At 54.2% G+C, this 15,991-nt stretch carries 14 protein-coding genes and 1 pseudogene; 2 read left to right on the top strand and 13 right to left on the bottom strand.

The genetic code is table 11. The features are described from left to right. Window positions 1-189: 189 nt before the first annotated feature. The 4 genes from rlmH to AWM70_RS19360 all read right to left on the bottom strand — a co-directional run bounded on the left by rlmH (window position 190) and on the right by AWM70_RS19360 (window position 3,124). The gene (gene rlmH / locus AWM70_RS23960; protein WP_237167937.1) at window positions 190-669 is read right to left on the bottom strand and encodes a 23S rRNA (pseudouridine(1915)-N(3))-methyltransferase RlmH; all 480 of its coding nucleotides are present in this window, start codon (window positions 667-669) and stop codon (window positions 190-192) included. 364 nt (window positions 670-1,033) lie between these two features. Continuing rightward, window positions 1,034-1,201: a CxxH/CxxC protein gene (locus AWM70_RS19370; RefSeq protein ID WP_068700863.1), complete on the bottom strand. Its 168-nt coding sequence runs from the start codon at window positions 1,199-1,201 to the stop codon at window positions 1,034-1,036. Between the two features lie 316 nt (window positions 1,202-1,517). Then, a complete protein-coding gene (locus AWM70_RS19365) occupies window positions 1,518-2,849 on the bottom strand; it encodes a S1C family serine protease (protein WP_068699162.1) in 1,332 nt (443 codons plus the stop codon). 59 nt (window positions 2,850-2,908) lie between these two features. After that, window positions 2,909-3,124 (bottom strand): hypothetical protein, encoded by a 216-nt coding sequence (locus AWM70_RS19360; RefSeq protein WP_068699160.1) that lies wholly within the window; start codon window positions 3,122-3,124, stop codon window positions 2,909-2,911. A 602-nt stretch (window positions 3,125-3,726) separates the two neighbouring features. Here AWM70_RS19360 and AWM70_RS19355 point away from each other — a divergent pair. Then, entirely contained in the window at window positions 3,727-3,933 is a 207-nt protein-coding gene (locus AWM70_RS19355; RefSeq protein WP_068699158.1) for a hypothetical protein, read from the top strand. Here the strand turns inward: AWM70_RS19355 and AWM70_RS19350 are convergent. From AWM70_RS19350 to AWM70_RS19310, 9 genes and pseudogenes are all read right to left on the bottom strand, one after another. Beyond that, a complete protein-coding gene (locus AWM70_RS19350; RefSeq protein WP_068699156.1) occupies window positions 3,902-4,708 on the bottom strand; it encodes an MBL fold metallo-hydrolase in 807 nt (268 codons plus the stop codon). The two genes, AWM70_RS19355 and AWM70_RS19350, sit on opposite strands and share 32 nt — an antisense overlap. Before the next feature lie 8 nt (window positions 4,709-4,716). Next, window positions 4,717-5,460 carry a two-component system regulatory protein YycI gene (gene yycI / locus AWM70_RS19345; RefSeq protein ID WP_068699154.1) on the bottom strand — a complete coding sequence of 248 codons (744 nt, stop codon included), beginning with the start codon at window positions 5,458-5,460 and terminating at the stop codon, window positions 4,717-4,719. 53 nt (window positions 5,461-5,513) lie between these two features. Beyond that, on the bottom strand, window positions 5,514-6,791 hold the full coding sequence (locus AWM70_RS19340) for a YycH family regulatory protein (RefSeq protein ID WP_068699152.1): 1,278 nt from the start codon (window positions 6,789-6,791) through the stop codon (window positions 5,514-5,516). Between the two features lie 77 nt (window positions 6,792-6,868). After that, window positions 6,869-8,542, bottom strand: a pseudogene (gene walK, locus AWM70_RS19335) (cell wall metabolism sensor histidine kinase WalK); the annotation flags it as partial. A 76-nt stretch (window positions 8,543-8,618) separates the two neighbouring features. Then, window positions 8,619-9,338: a response regulator YycF gene (yycF, locus tag AWM70_RS19330; protein WP_068699148.1), complete on the bottom strand. Its 720-nt coding sequence runs from the start codon at window positions 9,336-9,338 to the stop codon at window positions 8,619-8,621. Window positions 9,339-9,532: 194 nt separating this feature from the next. Then, entirely contained in the window at window positions 9,533-11,083 is a 1,551-nt protein-coding gene (locus AWM70_RS19325; protein WP_068699145.1) for a M23 family metallopeptidase, read from the bottom strand. A gap of 270 nt (window positions 11,084-11,353) precedes the next feature. Next, complete coding sequence (locus tag AWM70_RS19320) at window positions 11,354-12,106, bottom strand: hypothetical protein (RefSeq protein ID WP_068699143.1); 753 nt, start codon at window positions 12,104-12,106, stop codon at window positions 11,354-11,356. Between the two features lie 255 nt (window positions 12,107-12,361). Beyond that, on the bottom strand, window positions 12,362-13,357 hold the full coding sequence (locus AWM70_RS19315; RefSeq protein WP_068699141.1) for an acrylyl-CoA reductase family protein: 996 nt from the start codon (window positions 13,355-13,357) through the stop codon (window positions 12,362-12,364). Between the two features lie 171 nt (window positions 13,358-13,528). Then, window positions 13,529-14,659: a DUF4097 family beta strand repeat-containing protein gene (locus AWM70_RS19310; protein WP_083180431.1), complete on the bottom strand. Its 1,131-nt coding sequence runs from the start codon at window positions 14,657-14,659 to the stop codon at window positions 13,529-13,531. Between the two features lie 316 nt (window positions 14,660-14,975). Here AWM70_RS19310 and AWM70_RS19305 point away from each other — a divergent pair, with 316 nt between their 5' ends. Next, a complete protein-coding gene (locus tag AWM70_RS19305) occupies window positions 14,976-15,914 on the top strand; it encodes a hypothetical protein (RefSeq protein WP_068699138.1) in 939 nt (312 codons plus the stop codon). The last annotated feature ends 77 nt before the right edge of the window (window positions 15,915-15,991 follow it).

Raw genomic sequence — 15,991 nt, 5'->3', positions numbered from 1 at the left:
ATCCATCTGCACTTCGACTTTACGATTGATCGCATCAACCACGATTCCTTCAACCTGCTTACCCGCCTTGCGGCGGACGAGTCATACAACTACATCGCTCCTGTTGAAGCGTGGATGCTGGATTCAGGCAACAGCTTATCCGGTGAAAATCGGGGGGATTCCATCATGGAGTCCCTTTCTATTTTACCCTTAAAGGCGATACGGTTCCCCCCGATTTATCTTCACCGCCTGATAAATCTGCTCCGTCAGCACCAGCCGCATGAGCTGATGCGGCAGGGTCATGCGCCCGAAGCACAGCTTCTGCTGTGCCCGGCGCAGCACGGCATCGGCGAGCCCGTGGCTGCCGCCGATGATGAACACGACATGGCTCGACCCGTAGGTGCCGAGCCTGTCGAGCTCTGCGGCAAGCTCTTCCGAGCTCCAGAGCTTGCCGTCGAGCGTAAGGGCGATGACATGCGCATCGCCCTTCACATGCGCGAGGATGCGTTCGCCCTCGCGGTCTTTGACAATGCCGACCTCAGCGAAGCTGAGGGTGTCGGGCGCTTTTTCATCGGGGACCTCGATGATTTGGAACTTCACGTACGGGCCAAGGCGTTTGGCGTATTCGGCTATGCCCTGGACCAGATATTTTTCCTTCAATTTGCCTACACCGATAATTTGAATAAACAAAATTTAAAAACCTCCATCTATGTAAACGGTTAAGGGGTAAGGAATCCAACAGGCCTTCTCTAATTTCCCATTCTTCCCCCGCCATTTTCCTTCCTACAAATCACTCTTCCGACCATTATATTCTTTAAAAAAATCCCCCGAAATATGTCTCCCCTATGCCGAATCCCTCCGTTCAACTATTCTGTCCAATCACGGAGTCCAGAACGAACCACCCACAACGAAGCACACAAAAAAGAGCGCCTCAACCGTACGCTTCCGCTCCCGGTCAACCCGCTCTTTTCGCTTACTCAGCTAATCCCTTACGCAGTTAGTCACTTATTTCTTCAGGAGTCTTGCAATCTTACTCCTTCAAAATCCAAGTCCCTTATACCACCAAGAACTGTCCCGCTTTCTCGCATTCCGCGCATTTGGCCGGGGGATCCCAGTCAGCGAACTCGGTTTCTTTCAGGTCTACGACGTCAGGCGCATCTTCATATTCATCCACAAACATGTCGATCGCCAGTTCCAGATGTTCTTTGCATACTACGTACATTCCGTCAAGCATCCTCTCTCTTGCGCCCGGCCCTGAAGGCCGGACGTTTGCTGCAAAGCCGCCTCCCCAAGCGCTCCGGAAGAACGGCCTGCTGCTGTGCATCCCAACACCCATTAGTTTGGAATTCCTGCCTTTGTTTATTCGTCTTCCCTGCAGCTTTTCCTCTTTCCTGCTTGGCAAGAACCTCTCCCACCCAGCGTACGGCTAAGTCAGCTCCAGCGGTCCCAACAGGAAGGTATTGTATGATCCCGGAACGCCCCAACGCTCCAGATGTTCCCGGGAACCAGCGTAGGCAGCGCCTAGGCAGCCTTCCGCCTTAACCGTTCCCCTGCTCTGTAGGATCCTGCTCCGCTCCGTCCTGACCGGACGGATCCGACGAACCATCGCCATCCGGATTCGCTTCCGCATCGGCTGGCTTCTCGATCAGCTTCACGGTAGTCGTCTGCAGCTTGCCGTCGCGGTAGAAGGTCACGTCCATGTTCTCGCCGATCTCTTTATCGTCGTACAAATATTTTCGCAGCTCCAGCGTCGAAGTGATCTTCGTTCTGTCAAGCTGGACGATGACATCGTTCAGCTCCAGGCCGGCCTGGGCGGCAGGTCCATGGGCTTCCAGCACAAGAACACCCTGCTTCACATCCTCCGGAAGCTTCAAGTCCTGGCGCTGCTCATCCGTCAAAGGCGAATACGGATTATCCAGGTCAAGCGAATACACGCCGAGATAAGGCCGGGAAACCTTGCCATATTTCATCAGTTCATCAACCGTCTTCATCACTTGATCCGTAGGAATTGCGAAGCCAAGCCCTTCAACCCCGGTATCGGCAATCTTCATCGTATTGATGCCGATCACCTTGCCGTTCAAATCGGCCAAAGCGCCGCCGCTGTTGCCTTCGTTAATGGCGGCATCCGTCTGGATTACCTCTTGCTCCCAGTCATATACGCCGTCCTGATTCAGAGACACCGGCACGATCCGGTGCGTATAACTGATGATGCCGGACGTTTGCGTGCCGCTGAGACCCAGAGGATTGCCGACCGCAATCACCGTCTCGCCAAGGCGCAGCTTGGTGGAGTCGCCGATGTCGGCCACCGCGGTAATCCCTTTGTCGTCAATCTCCAGCAAAGCGATATCGGTAACCACATCCTGGCCGACAATTTTGGCTTTCTTGGACAGGCCATCGGCCGTCACAACAACCAGGTTGCGAGTATCTTCGATCACGTGATTATTCGTCACGATGTAAGCCTTGCCGCCGTCTTTCTTGATGATGACACCCGAGCCGAGTGCCGAAGAGGAGGAGGAAGGGTCCTCAGGCACACTTTCGGACATGCTCCCGGATTGATAGTTAACAATGCTGACCACCGCAGGGCGGACCTTGGCTGAAGCCTGTATAATCTTCTCATCATAATCGTCGCCGCTGCTTGCGCTGACTGCAAGCGCACCGGCATGTTTGGTCGAGGAGGGGAGTCCTGTAATATAACTGAACAAAATAACAGCAATCACTGAGCTGACTACCGAACAAAGAACGGCAATTTGTGTTGTGGTTAACCCTCTGCGGGTCTTGCGCGGGGTGCTCCATTTTCCTTCGGCCCCTTTGATCATGCGGGCCTTTCTGGATACTTTCGTGGAATAAAACTCATCATCAAACAATCCCATTTAACATGCTCCCCTCCGTGCTTTCTTCCGGCTGCTTGCTGCTGTCACTTCCGGCTGTCTCAGCCAAAAACATCCGGAAGGCGATTCCCGATCACACGGCCAGTTCCACCGCGTTTCATTTCATTTTCAAAACAGGAGGTAAAAGGGGCCGCAGAGCAGAATCCATCTTCATCATATGCGGCCGGATAGCCGATATTCTCCAGCTTTGCTGCCCCTAAAGCCGCTTCTTTCCGAAGCTCCGTTTCCAGGTCATTGTTCTGGTTCAAAATGCTCAATTATGCTCATGCTGCCCGGTCCATCTTCAGTCCGTCACTTGCTTCAACGGCTTCCCATCAGGATCCAGCTTCGCCGCTGCGGCGAGTCGTAACAGCTGTCCGTACCTTTTCCTATACCTTCTCTTATCTAACGGTTAAACAGACGGGATTGTTGCTCTTCTTCCCAGGAATTTCTTCAAGCCGATTCCCTTCTTTGGGAGCATCGACGAATTCAGGAATATTTCGCCAGCCTGGCGACTATACTAGTAACCATTGATAGATTCATTTTATCACAATCTGCCTACCATTGAAGACCATTCATATAGGTAAAATGAACCAAATATCGGCAATTCGGGACCCTTTTTCGACAAAAGGCCTTATGGCCTCCTTAAGCACCGCTGCAAGCCGTCTCTCGACCCTTTTTATTACCCTTTTTCCCGGCCGACTTTACCCTGTTCTGCAAAAAAAAACCGGCCCCCGTCATCTCTGCGGAAAGCCGGCCAAGCCAAGCGGACTGAGCCTTTCGGAAATATCTCTCGAAATTTCATGCAAGATAAAAGCCCGGACCCCAGTGTCCTGTCCACTTCAACCCTTTAAAATTTAGGATCAAGGAGCGATCAACGATGGAATCCTCTTTCTCCCCGATGAACGAAGTCAATATGCTCGCCAAGCTTGCCGATCTGAAGGACGGTCATTACCACAATCTGCTGATGCTCAGCGTGATGATGGAGCTCTTAATTGAAAAAGGCATCCTTACCCGCGAAGAAATCGAGGAACGGGCCCTCCGGCTGGACGGGTTTATAAATCCCCCACCTTATCCCATGGCGTAGGGCGGTCATAATACGTTTCGCAGAGCTTGAACTCGCTGTCTTTGAAGAAGCAGCCGCGATCCTCCATCGCTTCCCGGACGGACATCTTCGCCAGGTCGAGCATGTTGTGCTCGCGGCTCAGGTGAGCCAGATACGTCCGCTTCACGCGGCCGTTCATCAATAGGCTCATCACTTCGCCCGCCGCTTCGTTGGACAAGTGCCCCATATCGCCGAGAATCCGGCGTTTGAGGTTCCACGGATAACGGCCCATCCGCAGCATCTCCACGTCATGATTCGCCTCCAGCACCAGCACGTCCGAACCGGAGATGGCCTGCATCACCCGGTCGCTGGCATATCCCAGGTCGGTTACGACGCTGAGCTTCTCTTTGCCATCATAGAAGCAGTAGCCCACAGGCTCGGCCGCATCATGCGACACCGGGAAAGATTCTACCCGCAGCGAGCCGAAATCACGCGTCTCCCCTGTGCCGAACATCCGCCGGTTCTCGTCCGGAATCGCCCCGATATGTTTCTCCATGGCGGCCCAGGTCAGCTCATTGGCATACACCGGCAAATTATATTTGCGCGCCACCGCGCCAAGTCCCTTAATATGATCGGAATGCTCGTGCGTGACCAGAATCCCGTTCAGCTCGCTGCCGGTTACTTCCCTCTCGGCCAGCAGCTCGTCAATCCGGCGGGCACTGAAGCCTGCGTCAATCATCAATTTAATATCTTCATAAGCGATCACCGTGGCGTTCCCCGTTGATCCGCTGGACAATACCGTAAAGCGTATACCCATTTTCCCCATTACTCCTTTGTTTTGTCACTCCCGGCGCTGATGACATCTCCGCTGATGCCCTGCACATAGAACACCTCTCCGCTTTCAAGCGCAAAACGCCATGCCGGTGCAGCTACCTGCGCATCCGAGTTGAACAATTCCCCATAATACCCGAGCTCAATCGATTTGACAACCGAGTCATTCGGCAAATAGTTCTCTACCAGGTTGCCCAGCGCCTTGGAGGCCGACAGCACTCGCTGCCCTTCTTCCTCCCCGATCGAGCTGATTTCGATCCGCTGCTCCGTATAGGAGACAATCCGCTGTTCGCTGTAGTAAAGCACCAGGTTGACCCGGAACAGCGGATATTTCCCTTCGACCAGCGGATGCATCACAAACTTCCCTTCTCCGTCCTCTACCGGGTCATAGCGGTAATTGCCAATGTCGGGAATGCTGTCCGCAAGTCCCGAAACCAATTCCTCAGGTGAAAAAATTAGCTTGCTGTACACCGTCTTGTCCAGCATCATCGGCTTCTCGCCATTCGCATCGACAAACCGGTAGCTGATCTTAGGCAGCTCCGGCGTTTCCGTTGGAATCGCGGCGGCTACCTTGATGTTCTTGTTGTCCATCGCTCTCTGCACATTACCGGCGAGAGAGGTCAGATCCGGACTTTCATCCGCCTGCTCGCGCAAATCGTTCCAAAGCTGGTAGCCCAGCACCAGATTCAGCAGTAAAAACGCGTAGATCAGCACATTTTTCGCCCGGCTCCAATCCAAATCCGTTAACCTCCTTCACGTTGCGGTTTTGTGCAGGCAGCACCGCCGTCTGCTTACTGCAGCACCTGTACGGTCCCGTCCTGCAGCTCGAGCACCCATACCGCCTTCAGCGTCATTCCGGCCTCTCCCATAGACGGCCAATAACCCGGATACAGCGCCGCTACCTTGCTGCCCTTGGCCGCTGCTGCTATTCGAGCCTGCAATTCCTCGCCATAAGGGAGCTGGACCATTCGTTTGGACTGATTCTCCGTCTTCAGATAAATCAGCGAACGTTCATACACAGTCGTTGTACCCTCGCGCATTTCCAGCCTCATGATGCCATAGTGGAAATCCGGCACATCAATAATCGGGTAATTATCGTAATACTGCTGGAAGCGGATCGTTTGTTTGCCGTCCGTCTCAGCCCCGAGCTCCATTCGGTAACGCCCGCTCCAGCCGCCATGCTGGTTCACGAAGTCAACCGCGGACAGCGCGTTTTTGTCCGGGCTGGTCTCGCCGGCCGCCGGAACCGCCGGATCGGTATAGTTGATCCAGTTCCGGTTCTGCCTGACCTGCAGACTCCGTTTGGAGTCCGTGTAGATTTCCGAGCCGTCCTTCTCCCGGATATTTCGCGTAATGCTTGGATCGAAGAACAAGCTGCGCTGCATCTGCTCCAGCGTATACTGGCCCGTCTCCATCGTGCTCTCCACCATCTCGACCGGCTTGTCCGGCACATAATAGGTATTATCCACCAGCGTATAAGGCATCCAGCTGCGCCCGAAATCCACATGCTGCTTCAAATCCTGCACCGTCAAGTCCGCTTTGGCCGCTTCATAGACGACATCGCCCTGTACGCTGAAGAAGAAGACGTGCACCTTGTCTTCGTTCTTGGAGCTGTATAGAAAAATCCGGTCAATGCTTTCGCTCTCAAACAGCGGATCCGGCGCAATCTGCATAATTTTCTGCAGCAGCGGGACCGGAACCCCCGTCCCGAACTCCAGCTCGATGCCTTCATCTTCGCTGCGGATCTTCGCCCAGTCCCGGCTTTGCGCCACATCCCGCTGGAAGCCGTCAAACTGCCGCCCCTGAAGACGGGAGAAGATCAGATTATAGAATGTTGAATCCGGATAGAAAACCGTATGTTTATTACCGCCCAGATGCACCACCAGCTGCTTCGGAAAAATCATGCTGGAAGCCTCCAGCTCCACTCCCATATTCTCCGTGGCGACGTAATCGTTCGCCGTCTTCACGACCGGATTGGTGCCCGGCAGCCTGTAAATAAGGAAATAGCTCTGTACCAGGCTGGCCGCGATCAGAAACGCAAGCGCAACCGATTTCAGCGTCTCTTTCATGCCTGTTCGCTCCCTTCAGACCGGATGGGCAGCGTAAAGGTCACCTTTGTGCCTTTGGTGAGCTCCGAATACAGCTCAATCTTGCCTCCGTGAGCCATTACAATTTCCCGGGCAATCGACAAACCGAGCCCGGTGCCGCCCATATTGCGCGATCTGGCCTTGTCAACCCGGTAGAACCGCTCGAAGATGCGGCTTAAATCCTTTTTCGGAATGCCGATTCCATTGTCCTCGACCGAAATTTCGACCATGCCGTCCTCGGTCTCGGCGGCTCCAATCGTGATGGCTCCGCCTTCGGGCGTATATTTCATCGCATTAGAAACGAGATTGTCCAGCACCTGGTCAATCTGATCGCGGTCCATCCAGACCGGGTCGATCTCGTCTTCCAGCTGAATATGCGAGGTAATGCCTTTCTGCTTCATCTGGAAGGCGAAGCGGTCCTCCACATCCTCCAGCATTTCTCTCAGGTCGGTCTGCTGCTTGCGCAGCGAGGCTTCTTTGGAATCCAGCCGCGACAGGTGCAGCAGGTCTGTAACCAGCCGGATCATACGCTCCGTTTCATTCTGGATGACATGCACAAAACGTGGGCCCAGCTCCGGATGCTCCAAGGCCCCGTCCTCAAGGGCTTCCGTATAGCTCTTGATCGTCGTGAGCGGCGTGCGCAGCTCATGCGACACGTTGGCGACGAATTCGCGCCGGGCCGTGTCAAGCTTCTCCTGCTCCGTCACGTCCTGGAGCACGGCGATCGTGCCGATGATGCCTAGCCCCCTGCGGTGGATCGGCGTAAACGTCACGCGGACCAGCGAAAGCTCGCCTTGCGTTCCGCCCGTCTCCAGCAGGGCTGGCGGCAGCGTGCCCTGCAGCAGGTTCTCCTGCTGCGCCGAAGGCAGCTGGAGCACATCCGCGATGTCCCGGCCGTTCTCGTCATGCTCCAATTGGAGCATGGCGGCTGCGCGGCGGTTCATCAGGATGATTTTCCCGGCTTCATCGGTAGCGATTACGCCGTCGCTCATGTTCGTCAGAATGGAGGCGAGCTTCTCCTTCTCTTCCTCATTCTGGGCCAGCGCGTCGCGCAGCCGGCTCGTCATGTAGTTGAACGCATGGCTGAGCTGGCCGATTTCGTCGCTGCCCAGCACGGGCATGATCTGGTTGAAATCGCCTTCCGCTACCGCATTCGCCCGTCGGGTCAGCTCCTTGATCGGCGACGTGATGGTATGGGCGAGAATGACGCCCAGAATGGCCGTCAGCACAAGGGCAATCAGTAATCCTGATATAAAAATGCTGTTAATCCGCTCCATCGTGCTGTACAAATCGCTCATGGAAGCGGCGATGTAGATGGCACCGACGATTTTGCCGCCGCTGACGACCGGCTTGGCAACGACCTTTTTCCGGATATCGTCATCGTCAATAATATATTCCTCGTTGTCGCTGATGCCCTGCAGAGCCCGGCTGACCACGGTTTGCGTATTCTTGCGCCCGACATAGTCGGCGTGGGAAGGTTTGGACGTCGTCAGCACCTTGCCGCTTGCGTCCAGCACCTGAATCTCAGCTCCGTTGATGTTGAAGAGGTTGTTCGCCAGCACCCGCAGGTTGTCCAAGGACTCGTCAGCGGCTCCCGCTCCGGCCGTCGTTCCGCCCAAATTCTGGGCCACCAGCACCGACAGCAGCTCGGCCCGGGATTCCAGATCCTTTGTGAAATTGCTGATCAGCGAATTCTTCATCGCGCTGACGAAATAGACGCCGATCAGCTGCATGGCGATCAGGATCAGCAGCACGTAAATTATGATCAGGCGCGCCTGAATCGTGCGGACGAAAGAAGGCAGCTTCATACTAGAACCCGCCATTCTTCGTACTGCGAATCAAATAACCGAGCCCCCGGCGGGTCAGGATAACCTCCGGTTTGCCCGGATCGCTTTCGATCTTCTCCCGCAGCCGGCGGATCGTCACGTCCACCGTCCGGACGTCGCCGAAATATTCAAACCCCCACACCGCCTGGAGCAGATGCTCGCGCGTCATCACTTTTCCGGCATTGCGGGCCATATAATAAAGCAGCTCATACTCGCGATGTGTCAGATCCAGCGGTTCACCGTTCTTATACACCGTATACATGTCCGTATCAATAAACAGGTCATACAGATGAATGCCCTGCGGGACGGCCGGCGCCTCTTCCCCTGACACCTGGGCTTTCGCCTGGCGGCGCATCTGCGCCTTCACGCGGGCCAGCAGCTCCCGGGCGCTGAACGGCTTCGTCACATAATCGTCCGCTCCCAGCTCTAGGCCAAGCACCTTGTCGATCTCGCCGTCTTTGGCGGTCAGCATGATGATCGGCGTCTCCAGCCGGGCCCGAACCTCGCGGCACACATCCATCCCGTCTTTGCCCGGCAGCATTAGATCAAGCAAAATCAGATCAGGCCGCTCCGAGAAAGCCAGCTCCACGGCTTCAATGCCGTCGAAGGCCAGAATGACCTCGTAGCCTTCTTTCTCCAAATTAAATTTCAAAATATCCGCAATCGGCTGTTCATCGTCTACGACCAGGATTTTCCCCTGCATATGAATAGATTCACCCGCCTAACCAGCTTTCTTGTTCTGGCTCTATTTTAGCATACCTGGATAGTCTCCTCCTAAATTGCTTCAAAAAATCCGGCCTTCTCTTATCGCGGCTCCCAACCGAAAAAACCACCCGCCGAGGCGGATGGTTCCGGTTTCTAGTCTGCTATAGAAATAGGATGCTTTATTTAGTTAGATCAGTTCAAATATTTCGTAGGGCTCTGAAGTTCTCCATTTTTATGGATCTCGAAATGCAGATGCGTGCCGGTAGAGCGCCCTGTACTGCCCATGACGCCGATTTTGTCGCCCTGGCTGACGGTCTCCCCGTTGCTGACGCTGATTTTGCTCAAATGTCCATACAAAGTTTCATATCCATTGGCGTGTTTGATCACGATGCAGTTGCCGTAACCCGTCTTCACACCGGTGAAAGTAACTTTGCCGTCCGCTGCAGCCCTGATCGTATGGTTGGAGGAGACCACATCGATGCCTTTATGCATATCTCCCCAGCGGGTGCCGAAAGGACTTGTAATCGTCGGCGAAGATACCGGCCAAGCGAACATATAGGACGAACCTGCTGATGTTTTTTGGGCTGAAGCCTTAACGATCTTCTTGGTGCCTTTGACGATAATCTTCGGCGAGGTCTCCTTGGTCACGGTTTGGCCGATGAACTGCTTGCTGACGACCTGCCCGTTCTCCTTAATGACCTGATAGTTCATAATCTTGCTGCCGTGCGCGCCCGGAGAAGCAATGACCGTCTTGCCTGCGGCCAGCTCCGGATTGGTTTTAGTCTCCACAGGCGGTTCGGTTACCACTGATGTGTAAGTTCGTTCAACGGATTGAACCGTCAAAGTATGGCTCGCCTTCTTGATGTTCAATTCCTGGCCGATTTGCATCTTGAGCTCGGACAAACCGGGATTCAGCTGAAAAATTTCTTTCTGCGTCGTGCCCATCCGTTTGGCAATCGCGGAGATGGTATCTCCTTCTCTCACCTTGTAAGTGACAGATTCCTCTTTGTCCTGCAGAAGCCGCTTGGCGGCCTCTTCAACTGACAGGACTTGATCTGCGCTGCCGGTATAAGGCTCTGCCTCAACATCCTCCACAAACTTGACGGATTCCACCTGAGGAGCAGAGGTAGAAGCTGCGGAATCAGCGGCCGCTGACTTCTTCGTTTTGGCTAGCCGCGTCGGAACGGCCGTGCTGCCGCTGGCCGACAGGCTGGTCAATTTAATCGCCTCTGCGGAAACTGGAGCCGCACCGGGGACGTATTTGTTTTTTACCTGATTAAGAACGGCTGCCGCCGCTTCCTCGTCTTTCACTACAGCTACAGTCTTCCCGTCGATCTTGATCTCAACGCCTTCCGCATGGTAGGGAAGCAGCTGTTCCAGCTTGTCCAGCGTAGCTTTGCTGTCTACATCGGCTTTATATTCCTTTTGCAGCTCGGTGGTTACGCCGTCTGTCTGCAAGACGATGTTCGCGTCCGGATATTGCTTGTCCAGTTCGGCCTGCCTCTCCTTGTAAGCCTGCTTCAGCTGGGACGTAGTTTTGATGCCGCCAATCTCCTGGCCATTATAATAGACATGGTAGTAAGGGACTTTGTTAGCTTCGACATATTGATGACCGGCCAGAAAGATGCCGCCAGCCAGCAGGACCGTGCCTGCACTCAGTATGATTTTTCTGGATTTAATAAACTGCATTAACCTCGACTGGGCTTGGTCCTTTTGAACTTGTTCCTGATTCAGATCGTTCATCTTGCTCTCCTTCACCCTGAAACTTGCTGTCAAACCTGGTTTTAAACCGTTACATTCGACAAAAAATAGTTTCAAAATTTTAACCTTTTTACACTATGCTAACTTTAACATAGCCTCGGGAACAATTTCAACTTTGTTCACAAATGAGAAAAACCCGCGTCAGCCGCGGGTTTGAGCTTGGTTAGTCCGATTTCTTCTAAAATTTTCTTTTCTATTCGGATTCTCATTTTAAAGAGCAGAATTTACAAATCTTTTGTGAACATGCTGAATTTATTTGAGGATTTCGAGCATTTTTGCATAGTCGTCTTTGCTCAAATACTTGGACAGAATCTGCTGGATCTCAAGCAGCTCGCTTTCTGTCAGGCCACCTTCCATGGCCGTTGTAATCTTCTGCATTTCGTTCTCCGGCAGCTTGTTCATCAGCATGGAGAACACTTCTTCTTTCTCTTTCGCCGGAATATCGTCCTTCTTGGCCGACAGCTGATCCGGTGTGACGACCGGCTCCTCCCCCTGCTTCCCAGCCGCGTCCGAAGCGATGCCGCTGCCCATGACCGGAAGCGCATCCTCGTCGGTGTAAGTGCCGCCGGAGTCTTCTGCTGCCTGGCCGTTTGCCGCCTCGGTACCTGTCCTTCCACCGCCGGCCGTACCGCCTGTACTTCCGTCGCCGGAACCTCCGGCTCCGTCTGTGCTTGATGCTGGCGGGGTTCCGGATCCGTCGCCCGTACCGCCCTCAACTGCACCGTCCTCATCCGTACCTCCACCCAAGTCAGCACCGCCCGGCAGCCCACGTGCAGCCTGATGATCCGGCTCCTGCTCCCCGGACAATTTGTTAGTGGACGGGCCGCCCCAGCCGAGCTTTAGCACACTGCTTAATCCGGAGGGCTGGCCTTCCCATTTGATGTTCAAGCTGCTCAGCAGCGATTGGACATAAGCGTTAACGACCAGTCCGGTGGTCAGCACAGTCAGGGCGCAGACCAGAATCGTCGCTGCCGCCCCCAGCAAAATGCGGTTAACCCATTTCATTCTCCTATTCCTCCTTAACCTCAGGCCAAACACATGCGAATAAATCAGCATTAGAGCTTGAAACTGCCTGCTGTGACCGGTCCCGCCCCTCTCCTCTTTAGGCGTGCGCAGGCTCCGGTTCCGTGGTAACCAGTATGCCCGCCAGACGCCCGTTTTCTACCTTCCCTATCAAAAACTTCGAAAAAAAAGACCTCTCCAGCGCGCTCGCACGCTTCAGAAAGGCCTTTTCCCGTTTATTTCTTTGTTTCAGCTTCTTCACATTTCCATATTGACCAGAATACGTCCTCTTGTCCGCGATTTCAAAATATCGTCCAGTGCCTGCGGCAGACCCTCCAGCCCAATTTCCCGGCTGACCAGCTGCTCCATGTCGGTCGGCTTTAAATCCCGGCCCATCCGTTCCCATACTTTTACCCGAATCTCATAAGGACAGAAGACCGAATCAATGCCAAGCAGGTTCACGCCGCGTAAAATAAACGGCATCACCGTGGTCGGGACCCCCGTCCCGCCGGTCAGTCCGCTCACCGCAACGGAGCCGCGATAAGCCAGCCGGCTTAGGATCGAGGCAAGCGTCCGGCCGCCAACCGGGTCCACGGCCGCCTGCCAGAGCTGTTTGTTCAGCGGCTTCGGCTTGTCGCTTTCTTCCTCAATCCGGGGAATGACTTCGGACGCGCCAAGCGCCTTCAGGTATTCCGTTTCCGAGGATTTGCCCGTGCTGGCCTCCACCTCATAACCTTTGACGGACAGCATGGCTACGGCCGAAGCTCCGACCCCGCCGGTGGCGCCCGTCACCAGCACTTTGCCAAATCCGGGAGCCAGCCCGTTCTCCTCCAGCCGCTGGATCGACAGAGCCGCCGTAAAACCGGCCGTCCCGTAAATCATCGCCTCTTTCAGATCAAGCCCTTCCGGCAGAGGAACAATCCATTCCGCCGGAATCCGGGCGAATTGGCTGAATCCGCCGAAATGCGAAACCCCGATGCCGTAGCTGGTTGCAATCACCGGCTGTCCGGGTTTAAACCGTTCGTTGCTGGAGGAAACCACATAACCGGACAAGTCAATGCCCGGAATGAACGGATAGGTCTTTAAAATATTGCCGTTCGGAATACTAGCCAGCCCATCTTTGTAGTTGACGCTGGAGTATACAACTTTGATCAGGACGTCGCCTTCCGGCAGATCTGCCAGCGAGACGGTTTGAATGCCGACTTTAAAGGTTTCTTCATTTTCGACGAGCAGTGCTTTAAATGTTTCAGACATTTGGATCCCCCCATGGTTGTACTTGATGGATGTGTGGTGCCGCGAGACCGGCGGCCTGACCAATTGAATATTGGGCCATTGCAGTTACACCATTGCCTTTGGGCCATTGCAGTTGCACCATTGGCATGGCCCACCGGTAGAGCGCTGGCCCCGCAGAAACCAGGTAACCCCTTAGCTCTCCTGCAGCTGAATTTGCCCGAGCGTAGAAGCCTTAATGCTGTATTTGCCTTTATTCAGCGAACCGGATGCCCGGTTCTTGTTCAGCTTAAGGTCAAAATCTGAATAAACCTGACCCAGTGAAGCAGCGGCAGCCACTTTGACCGAAGCCTCCTTCGGCCAAGCGAGCCTGATATCCCCGACCTCAGACGATACTTGCCAATTCCCGCCCACTTGGCTGCTGGCAATGGCAATATTCCCGGTCTCAACGGCCGCCTTCACGGTGGAAGCCGCCTCTTGGACGACAAGCTGGCCGCGGCTGATTTTGGTGTCAAGCGCCCCCCCCACCTGAACCGCTTCAATCTGGCCGTTTGAAACCTCGGCTTTCACGTTCCTTCTGGCGTCCTGAACTTGAATACGGCCGTTCCCGGACTGGAGAGTAAGGTCGGCACCGACCCGACTGATCGTCTGGCTGCCATTGTCCGTAACCCATTTGATCTTTCCCGTCTCCGGCAAATCCGATATCACTACATCGCCATTTCCGATTTTGCCTTTCAAGTCGGCTTTGAAGGTCTGCGGCAGCGAGATGATCATGTGGATGCTCACCTCATGGCCGCTTTGAGACTTGGAAGACCTCGTACTGGCGCTGATGGTAAGATTTTGGCGTCGTTCCTGCTTCACCTGTACTTCCGATTGGGCAGCAAGACTCTTTGCCTCTTCCTGGGTCGCTTTGCCGACTTCAATAATCGTATGGATTTCGAGCTGCGTACCCGTGCCTTGCTTTAATTGAACCGTTCCGTTCTCATTGGAAATGGCGACCTTTTTCAGCTTGCTGGTAATCTCCTCTGTCATAACGCCTTTGTCAAATGTGAATTTCTGCACATCTGTTACGGTACGGATTGCTCCGTCATCCTCTAGTGTGCCCGGTGTTTCAGGCGACTTTGGCACTCCTGCTGATTCAGGCATTCCGGACGTTCCAGTTTCTGACGAGTCCAGCACGCCAGCAAGTTCCTCTGCGGCCGCAGCCGCCAGTCCTTTCTCTTTGCCGTTAAGGCCCGTTTCGTGCGTACAGCCGGTGCTCAAGAGCATCAGCCCCAGCGAGACGCCCGCCAGCAGTTTGGTCCATTGCCTGTCTCTCCTCAACATCCTTCCCCCTCTGAATGTTTGACTTTGCCTGGTGCCAAGTTCACGATGATGGCTAAATCCCTGTTGCCCGCTTGGTGCACCCTTCCTTACAGCTTCTGTGGAACATCATGGAGTATGTATAGAGCCTGATACTTGTATTCTCCTGTTTTCCGGAAGTAAATACAACTGCAAATGCTGCTTGATTCCTGCTTTTATTTTGAACACTCTTCGTTAAAACCGTATTAAACTTGTCCCCCGCTTGCAAAAAGCGATATAATCGCGCCATATTCGAAATAGAACTTTAAATCTTGATCTTATAGAAAAAAGGGAGTCCGCTATGAATCTATTTAAGAGAAGAGTCCACGTCCCCTACGCCAAAATCCGCAACGCCAATACGCTGCGAAACCATACAACCCGGCATGACTGGGAGCATTGGAGCGGTTACCGGGAACAAATCCGCCGGGTGCTGGAGCAGACGCTGACCGGAAGCGGATGTGGACGCGGGCATCTGCTGCTGCTCGGCGCTGGGAATGGGAATGATGTGCCGATCTCATTTATCGAGTCTGTCTTTGAACGGATCACGATTGTCGATATTGATGAGAAGGCGCTTGACCGCCTTCTGGCCAAAGCCGAACAGCCGGGCAAGTTCAGCAAAGCGATCATCGACCTGACCGGAATCGGGAACGAGGTCCAAACGCTGGGCGAATTGAAAGAGAAGGCGGCATCGCTCACCCCCTCCGTTGATTTTTCCAAACTGAAGCCGCCCTTTGACGTCGTTATGAACCTCTGTTTCTCTTCGCAGCTGATTTCGGCTTTCTTCTACAAGGAGAACAGCAGAACTCTGTATACGCCCGAATTCGGCGCCCAGCTGGACCGGTTGATTGAACGGATTCATGTGAGTATCTTTGATGGCCTGCATGAGCGGCTGATGGACCGCGGGGTTGTGATCCATTTAACGGATGTCCTGCTGCTTCAGCAGCTGAAAAAAACCGGCTCCCTCAGCCCGGCCAGGCTGAAAGCCGAAGCGCTGACCGAAGGCCGGCTCCGGGACAACCTTGGCCAGGTTTACAAGCATCTGTCCGAGTTCGCCCAAGCGGGTTTATGCCTGCCAGGGACATTTGCTCATCTGCAGAAGCCGATTCTGGAGAAATTTAAGCTTCACGCAGAGTATACCCTGCTGTGGGATTTTGTAGATGATGACCACGAGGACCGGGATTATCTGGTGACCGCCCATGTGCTGGAGAACAAAACGGGGGCCATTGAGGCAGGCCGTTAGCCCTTTGCCGGACTCATTCTTCCCAAGTTTCCTGCTAATGCTTATGCTTCTCCAGAATGGGCAGCCTGACGGGTACG

Origin of the sequence: Paenibacillus yonginensis (assembly GCF_001685395.1) — a bacterium.
Taxonomy (GTDB): domain Bacteria; phylum Bacillota; class Bacilli; order Paenibacillales; family Paenibacillaceae; genus Fontibacillus; species Fontibacillus yonginensis.
Note: the sequence above shows the minus strand (reverse complement) of the source record. Positions and strands in the feature narration are given on the sequence as shown.

Bases quoted from the DNA above. Each gene is read 5' to 3' on its own strand.
- AWM70_RS19365 (WP_068699162.1), bottom strand. From the start codon at position 2,849: ATGGGATTGTTTGATGATGAGTTTTATTCCACGAAAGTATCCAGAAAG.
- AWM70_RS19340 (WP_068699152.1), bottom strand. From the start codon at position 6,791: ATGAAAGAGACGCTGAAATCGGTTGCGCTTGCGTTTCTGATCGCGGCC.
- AWM70_RS19310 (WP_083180431.1), bottom strand. From the start codon at position 14,659: ATGTTGAGGAGAGACAGGCAATGGACCAAACTGCTGGCGGGCGTCTCG.
- AWM70_RS19315 (WP_068699141.1), bottom strand. From the start codon at position 13,357: ATGTCTGAAACATTTAAAGCACTGCTCGTCGAAAATGAAGAAACCTTT.
- AWM70_RS19305 (WP_068699138.1), top strand. From the start codon at position 14,976: ATGAATCTATTTAAGAGAAGAGTCCACGTCCCCTACGCCAAAATCCGC.
- AWM70_RS19350 (WP_068699156.1), bottom strand. From the start codon at position 4,708: ATGGGTATACGCTTTACGGTATTGTCCAGCGGATCAACGGGGAACGCC.
- AWM70_RS19320 (WP_068699143.1), bottom strand. From the start codon at position 12,106: ATGAAATGGGTTAACCGCATTTTGCTGGGGGCGGCAGCGACGATTCTG.
- AWM70_RS19370 (WP_068700863.1), bottom strand. From the start codon at position 1,201: ATGTACGTAGTATGCAAAGAACATCTGGAACTGGCGATCGACATGTTT.
- AWM70_RS19355 (WP_068699158.1), top strand. From the start codon at position 3,727: ATGGAATCCTCTTTCTCCCCGATGAACGAAGTCAATATGCTCGCCAAG.
- AWM70_RS19325 (WP_068699145.1), bottom strand. From the start codon at position 11,083: ATGAACGATCTGAATCAGGAACAAGTTCAAAAGGACCAAGCCCAGTCG.
- yycF (WP_068699148.1), bottom strand. From the start codon at position 9,338: ATGCAGGGGAAAATCCTGGTCGTAGACGATGAACAGCCGATTGCGGAT.